18 protein-coding genes are annotated in these 20,893 nt (G+C 32.8%); 16 read left to right on the top strand and 2 right to left on the bottom strand.

Annotated elements, in window-relative coordinates; translation table 11 throughout:
- The first annotated feature begins 12 nt into the window (after nt 1-12).
- The 3 genes from EB819_RS08645 to EB819_RS08635 all read left to right on the top strand — a co-directional run bounded on the left by EB819_RS08645 (nt 13) and on the right by EB819_RS08635 (nt 2,613).
- Nucleotides 13-465: a hypothetical protein gene (locus EB819_RS08645; RefSeq protein ID WP_069798905.1), complete on the top strand. Its 453-nt coding sequence runs from the start codon at nt 13-15 to the stop codon at nt 463-465.
- Nucleotides 462-662 (top strand): helix-turn-helix transcriptional regulator, encoded by a 201-nt coding sequence (locus EB819_RS08640; protein ID WP_069798907.1) that lies wholly within the window; start codon nt 462-464, stop codon nt 660-662. The genes EB819_RS08645 and EB819_RS08640 overlap by 4 nt, the downstream gene beginning before the upstream one ends.
- Nucleotides 663-1,731: 1,069 nt before the next feature.
- Complete coding sequence (locus EB819_RS08635) at nt 1,732-2,613, top strand: DUF72 domain-containing protein (protein ID WP_069797573.1); 882 nt, start codon at nt 1,732-1,734, stop codon at nt 2,611-2,613.
- Between the two features lie 199 nt (nt 2,614-2,812).
- Here the strand turns inward: EB819_RS08635 and EB819_RS08630 are convergent, their stop codons facing one another.
- Entirely contained in the window at nt 2,813-3,106 is a 294-nt protein-coding gene (locus EB819_RS08630; RefSeq protein ID WP_069797570.1) for a hypothetical protein, read from the bottom strand.
- 69 nt (nt 3,107-3,175) lie between these two features.
- On the opposite strand from EB819_RS08630, the gene glyA reads away from it, so the two are divergent.
- From glyA to EB819_RS08595, 7 genes are all read left to right on the top strand, one after another.
- Nucleotides 3,176-4,447: a serine hydroxymethyltransferase gene (glyA, locus tag EB819_RS08625; RefSeq protein WP_069797568.1), complete on the top strand. Its 1,272-nt coding sequence runs from the start codon at nt 3,176-3,178 to the stop codon at nt 4,445-4,447.
- A 51-nt stretch (nt 4,448-4,498) separates the two neighbouring features.
- Nucleotides 4,499-5,119: an outer membrane beta-barrel protein gene (locus EB819_RS08620; RefSeq protein WP_069797566.1), complete on the top strand. Its 621-nt coding sequence runs from the start codon at nt 4,499-4,501 to the stop codon at nt 5,117-5,119.
- 123 nt (nt 5,120-5,242) lie between these two features.
- Nucleotides 5,243-6,010, top strand: a complete 768-nt coding sequence (locus tag EB819_RS08615; protein ID WP_124878739.1) for a polysaccharide biosynthesis/export family protein — start codon at nt 5,243-5,245, stop codon at nt 6,008-6,010.
- Between the two features lie 5 nt (nt 6,011-6,015).
- Nucleotides 6,016-8,385: a GumC family protein gene (locus EB819_RS08610; protein WP_069797562.1), complete on the top strand. Its 2,370-nt coding sequence runs from the start codon at nt 6,016-6,018 to the stop codon at nt 8,383-8,385.
- 16 nt (nt 8,386-8,401) lie between these two features.
- Nucleotides 8,402-9,253 (top strand): ABC transporter permease, encoded by an 852-nt coding sequence (locus EB819_RS08605; protein WP_069797560.1) that lies wholly within the window; start codon nt 8,402-8,404, stop codon nt 9,251-9,253.
- Nucleotides 9,254-9,411: 158 nt separating this feature from the next.
- Nucleotides 9,412-10,656, top strand: coding sequence for an ABC transporter ATP-binding protein (locus tag EB819_RS08600; protein ID WP_069797558.1), 1,245 nt, complete (start codon nt 9,412-9,414; stop codon nt 10,654-10,656).
- On the top strand, nt 10,656-11,426 hold the full coding sequence (locus EB819_RS08595; protein ID WP_069797555.1) for a class I SAM-dependent methyltransferase: 771 nt from the start codon (nt 10,656-10,658) through the stop codon (nt 11,424-11,426). Before EB819_RS08600 ends, EB819_RS08595 begins: the two co-directional genes overlap by 1 nt.
- Nucleotides 11,427-11,483: 57 nt before the next feature.
- Here EB819_RS08595 and EB819_RS08590 read toward each other — a convergent pair whose 3' ends face one another.
- On the bottom strand, nt 11,484-12,038 hold the full coding sequence (locus EB819_RS08590; RefSeq protein ID WP_069797553.1) for a helix-turn-helix domain-containing protein: 555 nt from the start codon (nt 12,036-12,038) through the stop codon (nt 11,484-11,486).
- A gap of 635 nt (nt 12,039-12,673) precedes the next feature.
- Between EB819_RS08590 and EB819_RS08585 the strand changes: the two genes are divergently transcribed.
- The 6 genes from EB819_RS08585 to EB819_RS08560 all read left to right on the top strand — a co-directional run bounded on the left by EB819_RS08585 (nt 12,674) and on the right by EB819_RS08560 (nt 20,599).
- The gene (locus EB819_RS08585) at nt 12,674-13,309 is read left to right on the top strand and encodes a DUF6266 family protein (RefSeq protein WP_069797551.1); all 636 of its coding nucleotides are present in this window, start codon (nt 12,674-12,676) and stop codon (nt 13,307-13,309) included.
- Between the two features lie 257 nt (nt 13,310-13,566).
- The gene (locus EB819_RS08580) at nt 13,567-15,330 is read left to right on the top strand and encodes a GT-D fold domain-containing glycosyltransferase (protein WP_069797549.1); all 1,764 of its coding nucleotides are present in this window, start codon (nt 13,567-13,569) and stop codon (nt 15,328-15,330) included.
- A complete protein-coding gene (locus tag EB819_RS08575; RefSeq protein ID WP_069797548.1) occupies nt 15,330-16,361 on the top strand; it encodes a hypothetical protein in 1,032 nt (343 codons plus the stop codon). The genes EB819_RS08580 and EB819_RS08575 overlap by 1 nt, the downstream gene beginning before the upstream one ends.
- 1 nt (nt 16,362) lies before the next feature.
- Nucleotides 16,363-17,340 carry a glycosyltransferase family 2 protein gene (locus tag EB819_RS08570; RefSeq protein WP_158005948.1) on the top strand — a complete coding sequence of 326 codons (978 nt, stop codon included), beginning with the start codon at nt 16,363-16,365 and terminating at the stop codon, nt 17,338-17,340.
- A 1,094-nt stretch (nt 17,341-18,434) separates the two neighbouring features.
- Nucleotides 18,435-19,445 carry a glycosyltransferase family 2 protein gene (locus EB819_RS08565; protein ID WP_069797545.1) on the top strand — a complete coding sequence of 337 codons (1,011 nt, stop codon included), beginning with the start codon at nt 18,435-18,437 and terminating at the stop codon, nt 19,443-19,445.
- Complete coding sequence (locus tag EB819_RS08560; protein ID WP_069797543.1) at nt 19,442-20,599, top strand: polysaccharide pyruvyl transferase family protein; 1,158 nt, start codon at nt 19,442-19,444, stop codon at nt 20,597-20,599. Before EB819_RS08565 ends, EB819_RS08560 begins: the two co-directional genes overlap by 4 nt.
- Nucleotides 20,600-20,893: the final 294 nt, after the last annotated feature.

Here is a 20,893-nt window from a genome sequence, read left to right as displayed (position 1 = left end):
AAAAAATATAATATGAAAAATTTAAAACTTTTACCAAACAGATGTAAAAAAGTAGGTTGGCTGATTTTTATTCCTTCATTAATATGGGGATTAATAATGATTATTTTTGAAATCAATTTTGAAGATTTTAAAATTCATTTACCAGTTTTTTTTAATTCTGGATTGTTTTCGGAAAGCGGTTTCTTTCAAATTACTAAAGTTGATTGGGTGACTAATCTTACGGGTTTATTAATTATTATTGGTGGACTACTTGTAGGTTTTTCCAATGAAAAGAATGAAGATGAATATATAAATTTTCTTCGTTTAAAATCCGTGTTTTGGAGTCTAATGATAAGCTATTTAATTGTCTTAATTCTATTTTTAACTATTTATGGAATGGCTTTTTTTAATGTGATGATTTTATCAATGTATTTACCATTGGTTCTTTATGTGTTTAAGTTCAATTATTTACTTTCGAGAAAATGAAAAATAACATAAAAGTTCAAAGAGCAATTTTAAATATAACGCAAGAAGAATTAGCAAAAAGAATTGGGGTTTCTAGACAAACTGTTAACGCTTTAGAAGCAGGAAAGTATGTTCCATCTACTGTTTTAGCTTTGAAAATTTCAAAATATTTTAAAATGAATGTTGAAGAAATTTTCCAACTTGAAGATAATGATTGAAATTTTTTATTCAGTAGAGTCGCAAGTTCTGAGCGGAGACGAAGAAATCCCGACTTTTTAATTAATAACGCATTTGCTTTAGCCAAAACTTAAAATATTAGAAATAATCATAAGCTTCTTTTATATTCCTTTGGAATAACAAACACTATACTTTATTTTATCAAAAAAAATCTGTGCAATCTGTGGAATCCGTGAGAAACTATTAATTTTATCAAAATCATAAGATTCTTTTAGATTCCTACGGAATGACAAATACTATACTTTATTTTATCAAAAAAAATCTGTGCAATCTGCGCAATCAGCGAGAGATTTTTAATTTTATCAAAATCATAAGCTTCTTTTAGATTCCTACGGAACGATAAACATAAAATACAATCTTTGTGTTCTCTGTGAAAAAACTCTGTGCTCTCTGTGTTAAAAAATCTGTGTAATCTGCGCAATCCGTGAGAAACTTTTAACTCTATAAAATCATAAGATTCTTTAGATTCCTACGGAATGATAAACATAAAATCCAATCTTTGTGTTCTCTGTGAATTCTCTGTGCTCTCTGTGTTAAAAATCTGCGAAATCTGTGGAATCCGTGAGAAACTATTAATTTTATCAAAATCATAAGATTCTTTTAGATTCCTACGGAACGATAAACATAAAATACAATCTTTGTGTTCTCTGTGAAAAAACTCTGTGCTCTCTGTGTTAAAAAATCAGTGCAATCTGCGGGAAACTTTTAACTCTATAAAATCATAAATTCTTTTAGATTCCTACGGAACAATAAGCATAAAATGCAATCTTTGTGTTCTCTGTGAAAAAACTCTGTGCTCTCTGTGTTAAAAAATCTGCGCAATCCGTGAGAAACTTTTAACTCTATAAAATCATAAATTCTTTTAGATTCCTACGGAACGATAAACATAAAATGCAATCTTTGTGTTCTCTGTGAAAAAACTCTGTGCTCTCTGTGTTAAAACTCTGCGAAATCTGCGGGAAATATAAATTCACTTTCTTTTTAGAATCTACAAGAAATTTTTACCTTTGAAACCAATCCCTTTTTCCTAATCCCTAAAAACTAAAAAAAATGAAATTCGGACAAGTAGCAGACCCATCACAAATAGACTTCACCCTTCCAAAAGACCATCCTAAAACCCAAGAAATTCTACGAAAATCTAATGGAAACGATTTCAATATCTACATCGGTTGTGCCAAATGGAACAAAACCGACCTGAAAGGATTTTACCCAAAAGGAACCAAAGACGAACTGAAATACTACGCTACCCAATTCAATTCTATTGAGTTGAACGCTACATTTTATTCTTTGCCGAGTCCAGAACAAGTGCTCACATGGAAAGAAAAAACGCCACCTACATTTAAGTTTTTCCCAAAAATCACCAATACCGTTTCACATTTTAGAAGATTGATTAATGTGACTGATGTAGTGACGGATTACGCGACTTCAGTTTTGAATTTCGGTGACCAGTTGGGAATGGTATTCTTGCAATTACATGATAATTTCAAACCTAAAGATTTTGACAGGGTAGAAAAATTTATAAAAGACTGGCCAAAAGAAGTTCCACTGGCGATAGAAGTACGCAGTGCAGAATGGTTTGAAGAAGAAAATTTTGAAAAATTCTCTCAATTGCTGGAAGAGAATAACATCGCGAATATTATCGTAGACACGGCAGGAAGAAGAGACATGTTGCACATGAGACTCACTTCAGACACCGCTTTTGTAAGATATGTAGGCGCCAATGCAGACAGTGATTATGCAAGATTAGATGATTGGTTAGAACGAATAAAATTATGGAAAGAAGAAGGTTTGAAAAACTTATATTTCTTTGTACATCAGAATGTAGAATTGGCTTCACCGTTGTTGTCAGCGTATTTTATAGAGAAAGTGAATGCAGAGTTCGGGACAAAAATTCACATTCCTGTAATGGCTCAACCTAAAGCGTTGTTCTAATAGAAGTTAAGATGAAGAATAAGAAATCAATGACGTAAGAAAATAATCTTAAATTATAAGCTTTTTGCGAATTTATTCGCTTCTTTGCTCTCTTAAAACCATGTTGAAAGGATAAAAAATCTTTGCGTTTTAAAAAGAATTGAATACATCAATCTTTCAATATAAAAAGCAATCTTCAAGTAAGATTGCTTTTTTTGATTTAAGCCAGAAACTTAATTTCTTTATCCTTAAAATTATTTTTCTCCACCAGTTTATTCATGGTTTTCATCATTTTGTGACGAAGTTTTGCCATTTTTCTGATGTTTTTGTCTTCGCTGTAATCAAAGATGTTGTCTTTGAAAGTAAAGGTATCCCCATCTTTAAACTCAATATTGTTTTTCTTCAATTCTCCCAGAAGCATTAGATTGGTCATGCTTTCTAGAAGTAAATGTTCAGATTTTCCTAATGATTTCAAGGATTTTAGCAATTGTTTTTTATATTTTTTCTTTCCCATAATTATTAATGTAAACTTATCGCAAATATCTGTATAATTTCTTATTTTTGAGCAAAATTTAAATCTAATATGAGTAAAGACATCATTTTTGAACTAATTGAAAGAGAAAGAGAAAGACAAACCAATGGTATAGAGCTAATTGCATCAGAAAATTTTGTTTCTGAAAATGTGATGAAAGCGATGGGAAGTGTCTTAACGAATAAATATGCAGAAGGCTACCCAGGAAAGAGATACTACGGAGGTTGTGAAGTGGTAGACGAAGTAGAAACTTTGGCCATTGAAAGAGCAAAACAACTTTTCGGGGTAGAATATGCCAATGTACAGCCACACTCTGGTTCTCAGGCTAATGCAGCGGTTTATTTATCGGTTTTAAAACCAGGTGATACGGTAATGGGAATGGATTTATCAATGGGAGGTCATTTGACACACGGTTCTCATGTTAATTTTTCTGGAATTAATTTCCGTCCGGTATTTTACGGAGTTGAAAAAGAAACAGGTCTTATCGATTATAACCAAATGCGTGAAGTAGCATTGCGCGAAAAACCAAAAATGCTGATTGCAGGTTTCTCAGCTTATTCTAGAGATTTAGATTATGCCAAATTCAGAGAAATTGCAGATGAGGTAGGCGCTACATTGTGGGCAGATATTGCACATCCTGCAGGTTTAGTTGCCAAAGGATTATTGAACTCACCATTCGAACATTGCCATGTAGTGACTACTACTACCCATAAAACGCTTCGTGGACCGAGAGGAGGAATGATCATGATGGGCAAAGATTTCGAAAATACTTACGGGCATAAAACACCTAAAGGAGAGACCAAAATGATGAGTGCTGTATTAGATGGTGCGGTTTTCCCAGGAACTCAAGGTGGACCACTAGAACACGTGATTGCAGCAAAAGCGGTAGCTTACGGTGAAGCTCTTGATCAGAAATTTGAGATTTATGCCAAACAAGTAATAGCCAATTCTCAGGCATTAGCAAAAGCAATGATTGATAGAGGTTTTGATATTGTGAGTGGTGGTACAGATAATCACTTAATGCTAGTTGACCTTAGAAATAAAAATGTAAACGGTAAAGAAACCGAAAAAGCATTGGTAAAAGCAGATATTACGTGTAATAAAAACATGGTTCCTTATGACGATAAGTCTCCATTCATCACTTCTGGAATCAGATTAGGAACCGCTGCCATCACCACGAGAGGTTTATTAGAAAAAGATATGGAGACCATTGCAGATTTAATCAATGAAGTGGTGACCAATATCAAAGATGAAAATACCCTAGAACAAGTAAAACAAAAAGTACATCAGTTAATGGAAGGAAGAGCATTATTTAACGGATAATGATGCTTAACTGAAATGAAAACTGTTAATTTGTTATAAATTTCATGATTTATGAAAAAAATATTCTTTGTTTTTGCCATTTTACTTTCAGGATTTTCTTTTGCTCAAGAACTAAGATGGGGAGCAACTGCAAACGTGCACTCTTCGTCTATCGAGGGAATACATGACTTCTCTAGAGGGAGAATTGCGCCAAGTGTAGGCTTGTTTATGGAAATTCCTCTAGAAACCTTCCAGAGAAGTATCTATGCACCGCTTCGTTATTACATTTATCCTGTAGTAGAATTCAGCATGGAAGGCGAAAAAACCATTTTGGAGCAAGGCAGACAATATTACAGAAATGATTTTGTTGCTTTTGCATTGTATGGGAAATTTCACTTGTACAGAGGATATTTTGAGAATTTTTATTTCATGATTGGGCCTAGATTTGCTTATAATGTTTCAGAAAATAGAGCCGGACCTACCAATGAAGAAGCGGGGTACATAGGATTGAGAGATGATGATATGAAAAAACTGAATTTATCAGTTTCTGGAGCGTTAGGGTATGTAATTAGCGATAAGATAGAGGTGTATTTAAGATATGATCAAGGCTTATCCGAAGTATACCCTAATTATCAAGATCATAAAACTTGGAACAGATTAGTGGGAGTAGGATTTAGTTATTCTTTTAACTAATCAAAATAATAGAGAACAACAAGGCACAGTATTCACCATACTGTGCTTTTTGCATAAAGTTAAAGCGCCTAAAATGGTTGTTTATCATAAAATTATATTATTTTTGTTTTATAAATTGCCCACGTGAAGAAGATACTAAGATTTTTTATACTGCTCATTTCTTTGGCTGTAATTTCTTGCGGTCCTAAAAAGAATATGATTTACATGGATAAAGTAGATTATAACCAAGAAATAAAACAAGCACAATATAACGGTAGTCTTATACAGGTAGGAGACGAACTCAATATCCAAATCACGGGATATGACGAGCTAGCCATCAAACCTTTCAATATCAATACCATCTCAAATACGAATGTGAAAGAGGCTTCTGATGCTACTTCTTTACAATCTTATATCGTAAATAAGCAAGGAGAAATTACCATGCCCGTTTTAGGAAATATTCCCGTAACAGGCAAAACCATAGACGAGGTAAAAGTAGACCTGGAAGAACGCCTGAAAAAATACTTAGTAGAGCCTATTGTCATTATTAAACCCATCAACCTCAAAATTGTTTTCTTAGGAAAATTCGGAGCAGCGGGAATGAAAGTACACGATAATGAGAAACTCAATATTTTACAGGCCATCGCTTTAGGAGGAGGTACTTCTGAAGATGCAGACCTTAAAAACATCAGACTTATCAGAAATGTAAATGGAGTAGACGAAACCTATGTCTTAGATGTTACGGATTATGCCATCACTACTTCTCCCTACTACTACTTGCAGAATAACGATATTCTCTATGCGGTTCCAGACAAAAATGCACAGATTGCAGCCAATAAAAATGCATATTGGATGAAAGGAATGGCAGGTTTTGGCTTCTTAATTACTATTTACACCTTGTTTTTTAGATAAAATAAATGGAACAATTACAACCCATACAATCCATCCCCCAAAAAGTTAGAAAAATAGAATTTAAAAAAGAAATTTTTAAATATCTAAGAGTTTGGTATTGGTTTGTACTTTCTATCGCTTTTTTTTATGCTTGTGCCAAGATTTATTTGAGATATACTATCCCTGTTTATAACTCTCAAGCTTCCGTTTATTTTAATACCTCTTTGAAGAAAAATACAGGCGTAATTGGGCTTAATGACTTACAGAGCTTAGGTTCTGGAGGAGTTTCTAAAAATTCTATTGCAGACGAAATTGTGCTCTTCAAGGCAAAACCTTTATTGAACAATGTAGTAAAAGAACTGAATCTGGATGTAGAATTTGTCAACAAAGGAAAACTGAAAGACGATGCCTTATACGGTTCCGAAGCGCCTTTCTACGGTAAAATTATCAGACTGAAAGACGAGAAAAAATTCGGGGGAGCCAGTTACAAAATAAAATCACAGAATTATAAATCATACATTTTAACAGATTTTAATGGGAATAACCCTAAGAGTTATTATTATGACCAACCTTATGATTTAGGATTTGGGATTGTCACCATTTCTAAAAATCCAAACATTAATTTCGATTATCCTGTTGATTTATATTTTAAAAATTATAAAAACGTAGCGGCGGGAATTGAAGGCGGAATTATTGTCAATTACTCCAGCCAAGATACCAATATCTTAGACCTCATTTACAGAGGAACCACTCCAGAGAAATCAGAAGATATTATTGATGAATTAATCGTTCAGTACAATAAAGATGCAGACAATGATAAAAAATTAGAAGCCAGAAATTCTGAAAAATTCATCAATGACCGTCTGAGAATTATCTCTAGAGAACTTTCCAATATCGAAGGCCAAAAAACAAATTTCAAAAAAGAAAATAATATTTTCGACATCGAAACACAGGCACAATCGAACATCAGCGGTCTAGACCAAGGAACCCAAAAAATACTAGAACTTACCTCTCAGTTAGAGATGGTAAACTCTGTTTTGGCATTGGCTAATGCTTCTTCAGAACAGTTGCTCCCTACCAATATTGGCGTGCCTACTTCTGCAGAAAGCCTCATCAGCCAATACAATGATTTAATCATTCTAAGAAATAAAACACTGAGACAAGCCACTCCTGCAAACCCAGTGATTATTCAGTTCAATAAAGAAATTGCAGACCTTAAAAAACTCATCAGAGAAAATTTATACAAATCGAGAGATGTCTTAGCCAATAATTTAAATTATCAGCAGTCGAAAATCGCTCAGTATAAACAGGAAATGAACATGTTCCCAGAACAGGAAAATTTCTTTAAAAATATAGACCGCCAACAGAAAATTAAAGAGTCACTCTACTTATACCTTCTTCAAAAGAACGAAGAAATTTCTATGGCGCTTGCCGTAACTACACCTAAGGTAAAAGTTCTGAATCCTGCTTTTACTACGGGAGTAATGACGCCTAATGTGAGCAAAATTATGATGTATGCCTATGGTTTAGGATTTTTCTTACCATTGATATTTTTCTTCCTCAAAAATTCTTTCGATACCTATGTGCATTCTAAATATGATGTGATGGAAATTGCCAAAGAGATTCCAGTGGTAGCAGAAATTCCAAGCATAGAAAAAGGAGATAGTGATACGGTAGGAGTAAATGACCTTTCCTCGTTTGCAGAATCCTTTAGAATCCTGAATTCTAATATCAAGTATTTCTTCAATAAAAATGAGAAATGCCCAGTTATCCTCATTTCCTCATCCATCAAAGGAGAAGGGAAAACCACCATTTCGGTGAATACAGCCCTTACCTTGGCGTTAACCAAAAAAGTCTTAATGATTGGGGCAGATATCAGAAATCCTCAGCTTAAGAGATTCATGAAATTACACGGACAAGGGTTATCTGAATTCTTAAGTGACTACAATGCAAAACCACAAGATTTTGTACAAGAGACCAATATCAGCAAGAATCTTAAACTCATCCATTCTGGAGCCATCGCTCCGAATCCTAATGAGTTGCTTGAAAGCGAAAAATTTGAAGAACTCTTGCAATATGGGAAACAAAATTATGATTACATCGTCATAGATTCTGCACCGTTATTGATGGTGGGAGATACCTACAACTTAATCAATTATGCAGATGTAATGCTATTCTTGGTAAGATCTGAGTATACCGACAAAGAAATGTTGGAGTTTGCCAACCAAATCTACCGTGATCATGCCAAAGGAAAAATGGCCATTGTGCTGAATGATGTAAGCTACCTTAACCTTACCTACAGCAATAAATATGGCTACGGTTATAAATACGGTTACGGATATTCTTACACCGCAGACACGGAGAAGAAACCTTGGTACAAAAAGATATTTTCTTAAAATAATTTTCTGAAAGATGAAGGAACCCAAACAAATGTGGACTGAAGAAATAAAAGCAGAGTCCTCTCTTTTTGCCATTAATTTCAGGGAAATATGGCATTACAGAGATTTGCTCTTCATGCTCGTGAAGAGAGATTTCATCACTTTCTATAAGCAAACCATTCTTGGGCCGTTATGGTTCATCGTGCAACCACTGCTTACCACGCTTATTTTTGTTATCCTTTTTGGGAATATTGCCAAACTCTCTACAGACGGGATTCCGCAGTTGGCTTTTTATTTGGCAGGCATCACCATCTGGAATTACTTTGCAGAAAGCCTTACCAAAACATCATCCGTTTTCACCGCCAATGCTTCTATTTTTGGGAAAGTATACTTCCCCAGACTCATTATGCCGCTGTCTATAGTCGCTTCTAGTTTATTGAAATTTGCAGTGCAGTTTGCCCTTTTTATTTTGGTAGTTCTCTATTACACCTTTGTAGCACAAAGCATACAACCCAATCTTTGGATATTGTTTACCCCTGTATTAATTCTATTGATGGCACTTTTTGCTTTAGGCGTAGGAATGATTTTCTCTTCCCTCACCACCAAGTATAAAGACCTTACCTTTTTATTGGCATTTGGCATACAGTTATTCATGTACATTACACCCGTAGTATACCCAAGTTCTGCTTTGCCAGAAAAATTCCAGATATTAGCGAAAATCAATCCTTTATCCAGCATTTTCGAGTGTTTCAGATATGCCTATCTAGGAACAGGAACCTTCACCATTACAGACCTGCTCATCTCCACACTCGTAATCGTATTTCTATTTTTCACAGGCGTGCTTGTCTTTAACAAAGTAGAAAAATCATTCATGGACACCGTGTAAAAAGATGATGTGATAATTTGATGATGTGATAATTTGAAAATTTGATGATGAAGTAAAAGAATTAAAAAAAACAAAGAATAAAAAAACAAAGAAATACCAATTACCAACTACCAACTACTAATTACCAATCACCAATCACCAACCACCAACTTCCCATAATGAAACATTCTCTAGCCATAAAAGCCGAAAACATCTCCAAGCAATATCGATTGGGAGAGGTAGGAACGGGAACCATCACTCATGACTTAAATAGATTTTGGGCAAAATTGAGAGGGAAAGAAGACCCTTATCTTAAAATTGGCGAAGCCAATGACCGCAGCAGAAAAGGAGACAGCGAATATGTATGGTCGCTACGAGATATCAATTTCGAAATTGAACAGGGAGATGCAGTAGGAATCATTGGGAGAAATGGTGCGGGGAAATCTACCTTGCTGAAATTATTAAGCAAAGTTACTCAACCTACCACTGGAAGCTTCAAAGTAAACGGAAGAATTGCTTCCTTGCTAGAAGTTGGTACAGGTTTTAATCCCGAAATGACGGGCAGAGAAAACATCTACCTCAATGGAGCCATTCTAGGCATGAGAAAGCACGAAATCGATAGGAAATTTGATGAAATTGTAGATTTCTCAGGGGTAGAAAGATATATAGACACTCCCGTAAAACGCTATTCTTCTGGGATGTACGTACGTCTGGCTTTTGCAGTAGCAGCACATTTAGAATCAGAAATCCTGATAGTAGATGAGGTATTAGCAGTAGGAGATGCAGAATTTCAAAAAAAATGCCTTGGCAAAATGGGCGACGTTTCCAAAGGTGAAGGCAGAACCGTTTTGTTTGTGAGCCATAATATGGCGGCCGTGCAGAATTTATGTAATAAAGGTATCTTATTAGATAAAGGAAAAGTTATTTCACAAGGAGATGTCCATAAAGTATTAGGGGATTATTTAAATACAAATCAATATGAAATTTTTCCTAATTTTAATAAAGATATATTTTTAAGTAATTTCAATTCATATACAATTGGTGATAAAGCTAAACCAGTTGTAGCAGGTTTAAATGCTATTTTTGAATTTGAAATTACTTCTAAAATAGAGAAATATGATATTCTTATAGGGTTGGGAATAAATGATTTATATGGGAATAGATTAATAACGCCATTTTCTAAACATACTAATAATTCTTTTCATATTAAAAAAGGTTTAAATAGGATTGTTTGTGAAATTGAAAAATTTCCTTTAAAACCATCTACCTATAATTTAGAAGTTTATGTAGGGACAGAAAATGAAGTATATGACTACTATGACAAGGGATTGAGTATGGATGTAGAAATTATTGGGAATAATAATTTATTAAATATACCAGATAATACACAAGGGAGTTTTATCATTAATCAAAAATGGGTATAATGGAAGAAAATAAAGAAAAAGAAATATTTTGTTTACAATATGAATTAAAAACATTGTCTGAAATTGTCTTTAAAGATGAAGCAGAGAGGTGGGTATATGGTTTCATGCATAAAATAACTGAAGAAGAACATTTAGATAGATATAATTTTGTTTTAGATAAAGTTAAAAATAAAAGGGTTTTAGATATTGCTTGTGGTTCTGGTTACGGTAGTTTTTTATTAGCCACTAAAGGAAATGCAGAAAAGGTTGTTGGAGTAGATTTAGATGAGGAAGCCATAAAATATGGCGAATACAAATATCCTCACGAAAAAATAAAAAGAATAGTTGCAGACGCTACTAAGTTCCATGATTCAGAATTATTTGATGTCATAGTAAGTTTTGAAACAATTGAACACGTTCCAGATTATAATCTTTTACTAGAGAATTATTCTAACCTTTTAAAACCAGATGGAGTATTATTTATTTCTACTCCCATCACCAAAGAAACGACTAAGACACCACATAATCCATATCATGTCATAGAATGGTCTTTTTTTGATTTCCAAAGCCTTATTAATGAGTGGTTTATGATTAAAGAGGTTTATTTACAAAATGTGGTTATTCAATTAAAACAGTGGGAAGTTCCAAGTTTACTTAAAAAATTTAAAAATAGAATCTTTGGAGATAAAAATATATATGAAATTGAAGGTGGAAAATTTGAATTATTTTCTGAACAATATGATATGAGAAAGTGCATAAGAGGTTATCAAATGGTTGTTTTAAGTAAATAATAATTTTTTTAGTCTTATATATTAAAACTCCCGAGCATACACTCGGGAGCTTTTTATTTAAAATTTCAGGGGAATGCTATTGCTTTTTATATTGGGCAAGCCAACCAGTTTTATTTTCTTAGGCCAAAGTTGTAGGGTGGCGTGGTGCAGCTTTCGTTTGACCTTGAGGTGTTGGATGTATTTTTTTAATTCTTTAGGACTATTTTCACCTCTCGGAAAATAGGTCAGTCTTTTGGCCAGTCGGTCTACATCTATTATTCTGCTTCTCGGTCTTGGCGTGTTATATCTTTTTATAAATTCATTAAGCGGGATGATATTGTCTTTTTCGTCTTCTGGAACTTCGGGTTCGTGTGCAGGCAAGACCATAAAATTTTTAGGATAGTAAATCTTACCCCCAAAGCGAATAAATCTTATTTCGCCGTTTTTTCTTCGGCGTTGCAAGGTTCTTTCAGAGACCATTAGCTTTTCCATCATTGAGACATTGTCATAAAACAATAAATCTTCATCAGATGGTCTGTCTAGAACAGATTCTGCTTTTTTTAAAGGGTTCATTACTTTTGAAACTAGCTCTAAGGCTTTTTCTAATTCCTGTCCGCTGATTTGGTACATCATAAATTAAAAAATAATAAAATTATATAGTTATTAGCTTTTGTTTACCCCATTTTTTTACTTTGTAAATCAGAGGGATAGACCAAAAGTGTATTTCAAAATTAGCGAATAAATTTTTAAAAAAAATATTTTTTTTAGTTGTTTTAAAATAAAATTGTAAACTTTTTTACTAAAAAAAAGTATATAACATTAATATTTTGAGTTACTTAAAATTAAAAAAATGTAAACTTTTTTAGTTCATATTATTATCAAATTAATTAATGTTTGGAGTAAGTTTCCCTTGAATCAAAGTGCAGTCAAAGTGCAGTTTTGTTCGGAAAAAGTACCCGTTTTCCGAAGTAGACTCGAACGTGATTCGAACGTGATTCGAACAAAACCCTATTTTGAGGGGTAGAAAATCCCAATTTCTACCCTGTCTGTTTTTCGATTCTTAGAAATTCTTCCCACAAAATTAATCTCCTCACTCCAGCCAAAACGCCACTTCAAGACAATACTTGCTATACCTAGACAATACCCGACAAAAGAAGACAAGTGTTTGATTTACAATATTTTACGATTTATATTTGTGCTCGTAATAGCGCTGCAGAGCTAATACAAGTGACTTAAATTTTTTGTATAACCCCTAAAAATAAATAACAGTGGGAAAAATCAAGACAGGAATCCTCGGAGGATTCCAAGGCAAAGTAGGAACGGTAATCGGTTCCACATGGAGAGGTGAAAGCATTATGAGAGCTTTACCTAAAACAGCGGCGAAAGCGCCAACTGAATCACAAAGAATTCAGAGATTAAAATTTAAAGCAGTGAGTGAATTCCTTAATCCGTTAAGAAGCACCCTAAGTACTTACTTTGGAAATGACACAGGAGTGAAAAGCAAGTACAATATGGCCACTTCTTACCACATTACCAATGCGGTAGAGATTACAGAACAAGGAACTCAAATTCTCTATCCTAGAGTTTTGGTAGCCAAAGGAACACTTTTTGGGTTTCAGAATCTTACCACTACACATTCCGAAACGGTAATCACACTGAATTGGGAAGACAATACCGTTTTCGGTAATGCCAAAGCAGAAGACACCGTAAATGTAGTGTGCTATATCGAGGAGGTGAATACCTTTTATGTCTTCGAAAGCATAGCAAACAGAGATGGACTTACCGCCAGTGTTACGCTACCACAGAATTTCTTAGGGTATAATGTAGAAGTCTATGCATTCTTGTATGACACGGTTTCTAAAACCTCCAGCAATTCTGTTTATCTAGGGAACATTGCTTTCTAATCAGTAAATTTTTTGTGTGTGTAAAACAACTCTGAAAGCTTATGCTTAAGGAGTTGTTTTTATTTTAGGATACTCTATAAAAGCGAAGCGAAACAAAACCTCACCATTAATGTAGGCAAATAGATTTCAAAATCCACCCTTTAGGGTTGCGGCACAGATTTTGAAATTTTCGCTCTATTTTATGAAGACTTTCAATAGTGACTTAAATAAAATCCCTATTTTTGAATAAAATAAAAACAACTAATTTTTTCTAGAGAATGCTCGCCATCATCATTCCATATTTCAAAATTAATTTTTTTGAAAAAACCTTAGAATCTCTTGCACAGCAAACCGACCAGAGATTTAATGTATATATTGGGGATGATGCAAGTCCTAATGCTCCAAACGATCTTTTAGAAAAATATCAGGGAAAATTTAACTTCACTTATAAAAAATTTGATGATAATTTGGGAAGCATTTCATTGGTCAAACAATGGGAGCGTTGCATAGGCATGATGCAAGAGGAAGAATGGTTTATGATTTTGGGAGATGATGATGTTTTAGGGGAGAATGTAGTAGAAACGTTTTATAAAAATCTTCCAGAAATAGAAAAAACTGCTCATGTAGTGAGGTTTTCTTCGGTTTTAATCAATGAAAAAGACGAACCTATTTCACAAGAATATCACCATCCTCAATTAGAAAACGCCATAGAGAGTTATTGCAGAAAATTGGATGGCATTACAAGAAGTTCATTGTCTGAGTATATTTTCAGAAAAGAAAAATATCTTACTTATAGATTTAAAGATTTTAATTTTGGTTGGGGATCTGATGATTATGCTGTTATAGAATTTTCAGATAACAGCCCAATTTTTAGTTTGAAAGAATTAGTTTTTGTAAGGATTTCAAATATTAATATAACAGGAAATTTAAGTTTAAGTAAAGAAAAATTAATTGAAGACATCAGAGTAGTAAGAGACTTATTAAAACATAATAAATATTTATCTTCAAATCAAATAAAACGTTTTGCTAAACAATATAATGACCAATTATATAGATCAAAATCTTTTAATTTTATTTTAGAAATAAAGTTAATTTTTTTAGTCCTAGAAAAAATAGGAATAAGAATGGCTATTTCTCAAATTGTAATATCATTCAAAAGATTTATATTTTATAATGAAAAGTTTGAATATTTGTATTGGAGTTTTCGCACACGTAAACTCAGAAAATTAAATAACATAAAAATTTTAAATTCTCACGAAACTTTAGAAAAAATTATTAATGAAAAGAAATCAATTTCAAGATTTGGTGATGGAGAATTTAAAATTATTTTTAATGACGGAAATCCAAGCTTTCAGAGTTATAACTTGTTGTTATCGAAAAGATTAATAGAAGTTTTGAATTCACCAAATAAAAATTTATTAATATCTATACCTATTACATTTGTTTCTTTAGAAAATGAGAAAATTTCTTCAAGGTTTTTTTGGAAGCAATTTCTAAATAAATATTCTGAAAGACTTAACAATCTCTTAAGAAAAGATTACGTTTATGGTAATGCGGGCGTTACCCGCTTTTACATTGGGCAGACCAATAAAAAATTATCATTTAAAATTTCCCAAAAATTAAAACAAATCTGGGATAATAAAGAAATTTTAATAATTGAAGGTAAATATTCAAGATTAGGTGTTGGTAATGACTTGTTTGAAAATGCAGTATCCATAGAGAGAATACTATGTCCAGTAGTAAATGCTTTTGATCATTATGAAAAAATATTAGAATTATCTATGCTTTATGGTAAGAATAAATTAATTATTATAGCTCTCGGTCCCACTGCAACGGTTTTGGCTCATGATTTGGCAAATAAAGGATTTTGGGCTTTAGATTTGGGGCATGTTGATGTTGAATACGAATGGATGAAATCTAATACGTTTGATAGAATACAAATCAAAGGTAAATATGTAAGTGAAATGGGTGATCAATCTAAAAATGATTTTAATGAATTTTTTGATTCTGTTTATAATAGTCAAATAAAATTTGAAGTTTAATGATGAACATATTGTTTGCATATAATACGGATCATAAAAATAATGATTATATTTTTAGGTTAATAGAATTAACCCAAAAGCTCAATGATGCTTTTGTGTATTCTTCTTTAGAAGAATTTTGGGAACCTACAAGAAAGTATGACTTCATAATTATCAATTGGCCAGATTATCTTTTTAGATGGAAAGTAGAGATTACATCTCTAGATTTGAAAAAAATAAAGAATACTTTAAATTACCATAAAAAGAATGAGACAAAAATTATAACTTTTGTTCATGATGAAAAATCACATTTTTCAAATAATAAAAATTTACAAGAGCTATTTAATATTTGTTATTCTGAATCCAACACATTGGTTCATTTGGGTAATTTTTCATTAGAAAAGTATAAAGAAAAATACCCAACTATTTCACATAAGTTAGTTTATCATCCTCTATATAATAGTTTTGATTTAGATAAATCTTTTAGTGAGATAAGAAAAAAAATGAAAATAAGAAAAAAAGATTTTTTAATAATGGTGCCAGGTTCTATTAGAAAAAAAGATGAGTATGATTTTGCAGTTAAGGTTTATAAAAAGATTAATATTAAAAATAAAAAACTTTTTTTTCTCAGAGGGAATTATTTTATAAACTCTAGATTTAATTATTTTAATATTTGGTATTTATTAAATAAAATATATTTAAAATATATTTATAAAATTTTCATTAATGAAGGTTATCTTTCAAATGAGAAATTATCGGATTATTTAACAATTTCTAACCTAATTTTATTACCAAGAATTGACATCCTAAATTCGGGTAATATTACTTTATGTTCTCAGTTTAATAAGTTAATTGTTGGTTTCGAAAGTGGAAATATTAGTAATTGGTTAGATATTTTGGGACATATAAAAATTAGAGAAAATGATGATCTTCAAAATTTAAATAAGCTGATTGATAATAAGATTACCCAAAGAATAAATTTCAAAAATAAAGTTCAATCTATTTCGAATGATTTAATAATAATTGAGCAGCTAAAAGATGTATTTGTTTAAAATGAAACTCTCCATCATCATACCGGTTTACAACGCAGAACAATATTTGCAAAAATGTTTAGAAAGTGTTTTTAATCAAAACCTTTCTCCACAAGACTATGAAATACTCTGCATCAATGATGGTTCTACGGATGCCTCATTGTCTATTTTAAATAAATTTCAAGAAGAAAACACCAATGTAAAGGTTGTTTCTACAGAAAATAAAGGCCCTGCTCATGCTAGAAATAGAGGTTTAGAAAATGCTAAAGGCAAATACATTACTTTTCTAGATTCAGATGATCTAATATATCCCAATACATTAAATAAAATTATTACCAAATTAGAAGAAGAAAGGATTGAAATTCTTTATCCTATGATTCATTTTTACGATGAAAAGGATAATCTTTTAGAAAAATCAAAAATAGAAAACGAGAGTAAAATAAATACAGGTTTGCTTCAAGAGCGCAGAACTCTTCCTGCTACTTTTTATAAAAGAGAATTGGTGGGAGAGATTCGTTTTCCAGAAGAGGTTTTAGTAGGGGAAGATACAGTTTTTAATGCCAAAGTGCAGAGCAAAGCACAGCGAGTTTCTTTTGAGGGAATACCATATTATAAATATTTAGTCCGTCCCAATTCTCTTTCCAAGAAAGCCATTACCGAAGAAGGATATCAGGGATTTATCAATGCCATTACCATTTTAGACGAATATAAAAATCAACACTTCTCCCCAGAAAATAAAGAAGCTCAACAGTATTTTGATAAGGTAATTTTGGTGTTTGTAACCAGAATCGTAGAACTGCATATTTTGCCAAACCTTTATCAACCCAAATACAAAGAGCTCAAAAAACTGCTCTCAGAAAAAGGATATTGGCATTTAGCAAATACCATCGCCGAAAAATATCCCTATTTCGATACCTCATTCTCTAAAATGGCAAGACATCAAAAAAAACTCATCTTCAAAACAAAAGTCTACCAACTCCTACAAAAGCTAAAACCCTAATATTAAACAACTGCATCCACCATTAAAAAACAATATGGCACCATTGCTTTAAAATAAACCATCAATTTTGAAGATTTTCACATCCTTTAGGACTCGAGGCAATGAAAATCTTCAAAAACAATCATTAAAAATTTTTCCTCCCATGTCATCCTGAGCACAGACCCAAGGTCTGCGAACGAAGTTCACGAAGGAAGGGAGGGGAAAAGAAAAATTTTAAATCACTCTATCATTTTTAAGGAAGTTAAAAATCTTTGCGTTTTAAAAACATAAGAATTTTAAAAAAAATACATTGCGCCTTTGCGTTAAAAAAAATCCGCGCAAACAATCCGCGAAAATCTGCGAGAAATAAATAAAACATTTATAAAAACTCATCTTCAAAACAAAAGTCTACCAACTCCTACAAAAGCTAAAACCGTAATAAATATGGTAGCTTAGATTCCTACGGAATGACAAAATGACTGTTGATTTTGAGTTATGATTAAATAAGGATACTCAATAAATATCACACATTATTTTTAACGAAGTTAAAAATCTTTGCGCCTTAAAAACATAAGAATTTTAAAAAAAATACATTGCGCCTTTGCGTTAAAAAAACATTAAAAAAATCTCTCTAGCTCGTTGGCTGAGCCCGTCGAAGCCCGAGTCGGGGAAAGAAAATCTCTCCACCTCGGTGGCTGAGCCTGTCGAAGCCAGGGTTGGGGAAAAAGATTTTTTAAAGGAAAAGAAAAATTTTTTAAATCACCCCATCATTTTTAACGAAGTTAAAAATCCTTGCGCCTTAAAAACATGAGAATTAAAAAAATAATATTGCGCCTTTGCGTTAAAAAAACATTAAAAAAATCTCTCTACCGCGTTGGCTGAGCCTGTCGAATCCAGGGTTGGGGAAAAAGATTTTTAAAGGAAAAGAAAAATTTTTTAAATCACCCCATCATTTTTAACGAAGTTAAAAATCTTTGCGCCTTAAAAACATAAGAATTTAAAAAAAATAATATCGCGCCTTTGCGTTAAAAAATATCCGCACGAATTTCAACATCCCACATCCCACATCCCACATCTCACATTCTTACTAAAGATAAAATACTTAATTTTGCTCTATGCCAAAAATCTCCATCATCATCCCGGTCTACAATGCAGAAAAATATCTGGAAGAATGTTTGCTGAGCATCAGTCAACAGACCTTTACGGATTTTGAGATTTGGGCAATCAATGATGGTTCTACCGACCGTTCTTTAGAAATCCTTAAAAAATACCAAGCGAAAGAACCACGGTTGCATATCATCGTTCAAGAAAACAAAGGGGTTTCTGCGGCTAGAAATCTTGGATTAGAAAATGCGCAAGGCGAGTACATCACCTTTGTAGATGCAGATGACTGGCTCCATCCTGAAACGCTAAAACAGTATATAGAAATTGCAAAAAATGAAGAGATTGACATCGTCATTTCACAATTTTTAACCGAAAAATCAAGGGAAAAGCAATCGCCTTCATGTATAAAAAGCTTTGATAGAAAAGAGATAGAACAAAAGATATTTCCAAAATTCATAGAAACAGATGTTTATAATTCGGTGTGCAATAAACTCTATCGAGCAGAATTAATCAAAAAAACGAATGCCAAATTTCCAATGGGGGTGAGAATTGCTGAAGATGCCCAATTCAATCATCAAGTTTTTTCTCCGGCTCAGAAAATTGCGGAAACTCCTTTCAAAACATATTTTTACAGAGAGGTACAAGGAAGTGCCACGCGAAATGTAGTGAGAAATGATTATTGGCAAAGCAATTTGGCCATCTATCAGTATGATTATCAAAAATATTTTGGCAATGCGCTTTCTGAAAACACCATCCATGAACTGAAAACCAAACGCTTTTTCAGAAGCATCATGGCCTTGATTTATATTTATTGGAATCCTAAAAATCAACTTTCCCTATTCCAAAGGTTTTCTAAAATCAGGGAAATCGTAAATCATGAAGTGGTGAAAAAAGTCTTTTCTGATAATACTTTACAAAAGGATTTAGGGCGTTATGATTTAGCAATTTTTAAAGCCATTCAGTCAAAAAATATTTTGAAATTGTATCTTTACACTTTATACAGTTATTACAGAAATTCATGAAAATACTCCTTTTCCTTCACGGAGGCAGTTTAAACAGAGGTTGCGAAGCGATAGTGAGAACTGGTGTCGCAGAAATTAAAACCCAATTTCCCGATGCGGTAATAGATTTGGCTTCTTACGAACCAGAAACGGATGCCCATCTCGAAAACATTCATCAGGTTTTTAGACACGAACAAAAACCGCCAAAGAAATTTTCTTGGGCAGGCTTGAAGTCAGCATTTTTTGTGAAATTCTTCCAAGACGAAAAATACCATCATCAATACACCCAAAAAGACATCATTTCCAAAATTAAAAATTATGAAGTCTTTATTTCGGTAGGAGGAGACAATTATTGCTATGGCGAATTACCCGGATTTTACGAAATCAATCGACTCATCAAAAAAGCAGGCAAAAAACTCATTTTATGGGGAGCTTCCATTGGTGAAGAAGATTTAACGCCTGCCAAAATACAAGATTTACAACGCTTTGATTTGCTCTTGGCAAGAGAAACCCTCACCGAAAAAGTATTGAAAAATGCAGGGTGCAAAAACGTGAAGTTAGTAGCAGATGGTGCGTTCTTAATGGACAAAACAGAACTGCCATTGCCTGAAGGATTCAAAGAGAATAAAACACTCGGTTTTAATTTTTCACCATTGATTTTTGGTAGAAACCCACAGTCTAAAGAAGCAGCTTTTCGTTTGATAGAAGAGATTTTAGCAACCACAGATTTTAATATCGCTTTGGTTCCACACGTGACCATAGCAATCAGCAATGATGAGGAAACCCTAAAAGAATTTTTAGAAAAATACAAAGAAACCAAAAGAGTTTTTCTTTTACCCAATAACCTCAATGCTACAGAATACAAAGGCTACATTGCTCGAATGAGATTCTTTATAGGCGCCAGAACTCATGCCACCATTGCAGCCTATTCTACAGGAGTGCCAACGATGGTATTGGGCTATTCTGTAAAATCAAAAGGCATTGCCAAAGATATTTTTGGAGAAGAAAAATTAGTGTTGGGCATAGAAGAAATTTCAGATGCAGCAAAATTAATTGCTAAATTTGAAGAAATGAAGCAGGAAGAACTTATGCTGAAAGAAATTCTAAGAAATAAAATTCCCCACATCAAAGAAATGGCACAAAAAGCCAAATCTTATTTAGCAGAAATAATATAAAAATTTCAAAAATAAAAAATCTCACCTCGTTGGCTGAGCCTGTCGAAGCCACGGTCGGGAAAAAAGGTATTTTAAAGGGGAAAGAGGAATTAAAAAAAAGAAATAAAATGAGATTACCCCAGCCCTAAAGGGAGCTCATTTTATTTCCTAAACCATTAAAATTTTTCCACCCTTTAGGGTTGTGGAAAGAAAAATTTTCTCCTCGGTGGCTGAGCCTGTCGAAGCCACGGTCGGGAAAAAAGGTATTTTAAAAGGGAAAGAGGAATTAAAAAAAAGAAATAAAATGAGATTACC

Source organism: Cloacibacterium normanense (genome assembly GCF_003860565.1).
In the GTDB taxonomy this organism is placed as follows: Bacteria; Bacteroidota; Bacteroidia; order Flavobacteriales; family Weeksellaceae; genus Cloacibacterium; species Cloacibacterium normanense.
Note: the sequence above shows the minus strand (reverse complement) of the source record. Positions and strands in the feature narration are given on the sequence as shown.

Excerpts from the sequence above, each read along its gene's own strand:
- EB819_RS08645 (WP_069798905.1), top strand. The coding sequence starts at position 13 with ATGAAAAATTTAAAACTTTTACCAAACAGATGTAAAAAAGTAGGTTGG.
- EB819_RS08640 (WP_069798907.1), top strand. The coding sequence starts at position 462 with ATGAAAAATAACATAAAAGTTCAAAGAGCAATTTTAAATATAACGCAA.
- EB819_RS08635 (WP_069797573.1), top strand. The coding sequence starts at position 1,732 with ATGAAATTCGGACAAGTAGCAGACCCATCACAAATAGACTTCACCCTT.
- EB819_RS08630 (WP_069797570.1), bottom strand. The coding sequence starts at position 3,106 with ATGGGAAAGAAAAAATATAAAAAACAATTGCTAAAATCCTTGAAATCA.
- glyA (WP_069797568.1), top strand. The coding sequence starts at position 3,176 with ATGAGTAAAGACATCATTTTTGAACTAATTGAAAGAGAAAGAGAAAGA.
- EB819_RS08620 (WP_069797566.1), top strand. The coding sequence starts at position 4,499 with ATGAAAAAAATATTCTTTGTTTTTGCCATTTTACTTTCAGGATTTTCT.
- EB819_RS08610 (WP_069797562.1), top strand. The coding sequence starts at position 6,016 with ATGGAACAATTACAACCCATACAATCCATCCCCCAAAAAGTTAGAAAA.
- EB819_RS08605 (WP_069797560.1), top strand. The coding sequence starts at position 8,402 with ATGAAGGAACCCAAACAAATGTGGACTGAAGAAATAAAAGCAGAGTCC.
- EB819_RS08600 (WP_069797558.1), top strand. The coding sequence starts at position 9,412 with ATGAAACATTCTCTAGCCATAAAAGCCGAAAACATCTCCAAGCAATAT.
- EB819_RS08595 (WP_069797555.1), top strand. The coding sequence starts at position 10,656 with ATGGAAGAAAATAAAGAAAAAGAAATATTTTGTTTACAATATGAATTA.
- EB819_RS08590 (WP_069797553.1), bottom strand. The coding sequence starts at position 12,038 with ATGATGTACCAAATCAGCGGACAGGAATTAGAAAAAGCCTTAGAGCTA.
- EB819_RS08580 (WP_069797549.1), top strand. The coding sequence starts at position 13,567 with ATGCTCGCCATCATCATTCCATATTTCAAAATTAATTTTTTTGAAAAA.
- EB819_RS08575 (WP_069797548.1), top strand. The coding sequence starts at position 15,330 with ATGATGAACATATTGTTTGCATATAATACGGATCATAAAAATAATGAT.
- EB819_RS08570 (WP_158005948.1), top strand. The coding sequence starts at position 16,363 with ATGAAACTCTCCATCATCATACCGGTTTACAACGCAGAACAATATTTG.
- EB819_RS08565 (WP_069797545.1), top strand. The coding sequence starts at position 18,435 with ATGCCAAAAATCTCCATCATCATCCCGGTCTACAATGCAGAAAAATAT.
- EB819_RS08560 (WP_069797543.1), top strand. The coding sequence starts at position 19,442 with ATGAAAATACTCCTTTTCCTTCACGGAGGCAGTTTAAACAGAGGTTGC.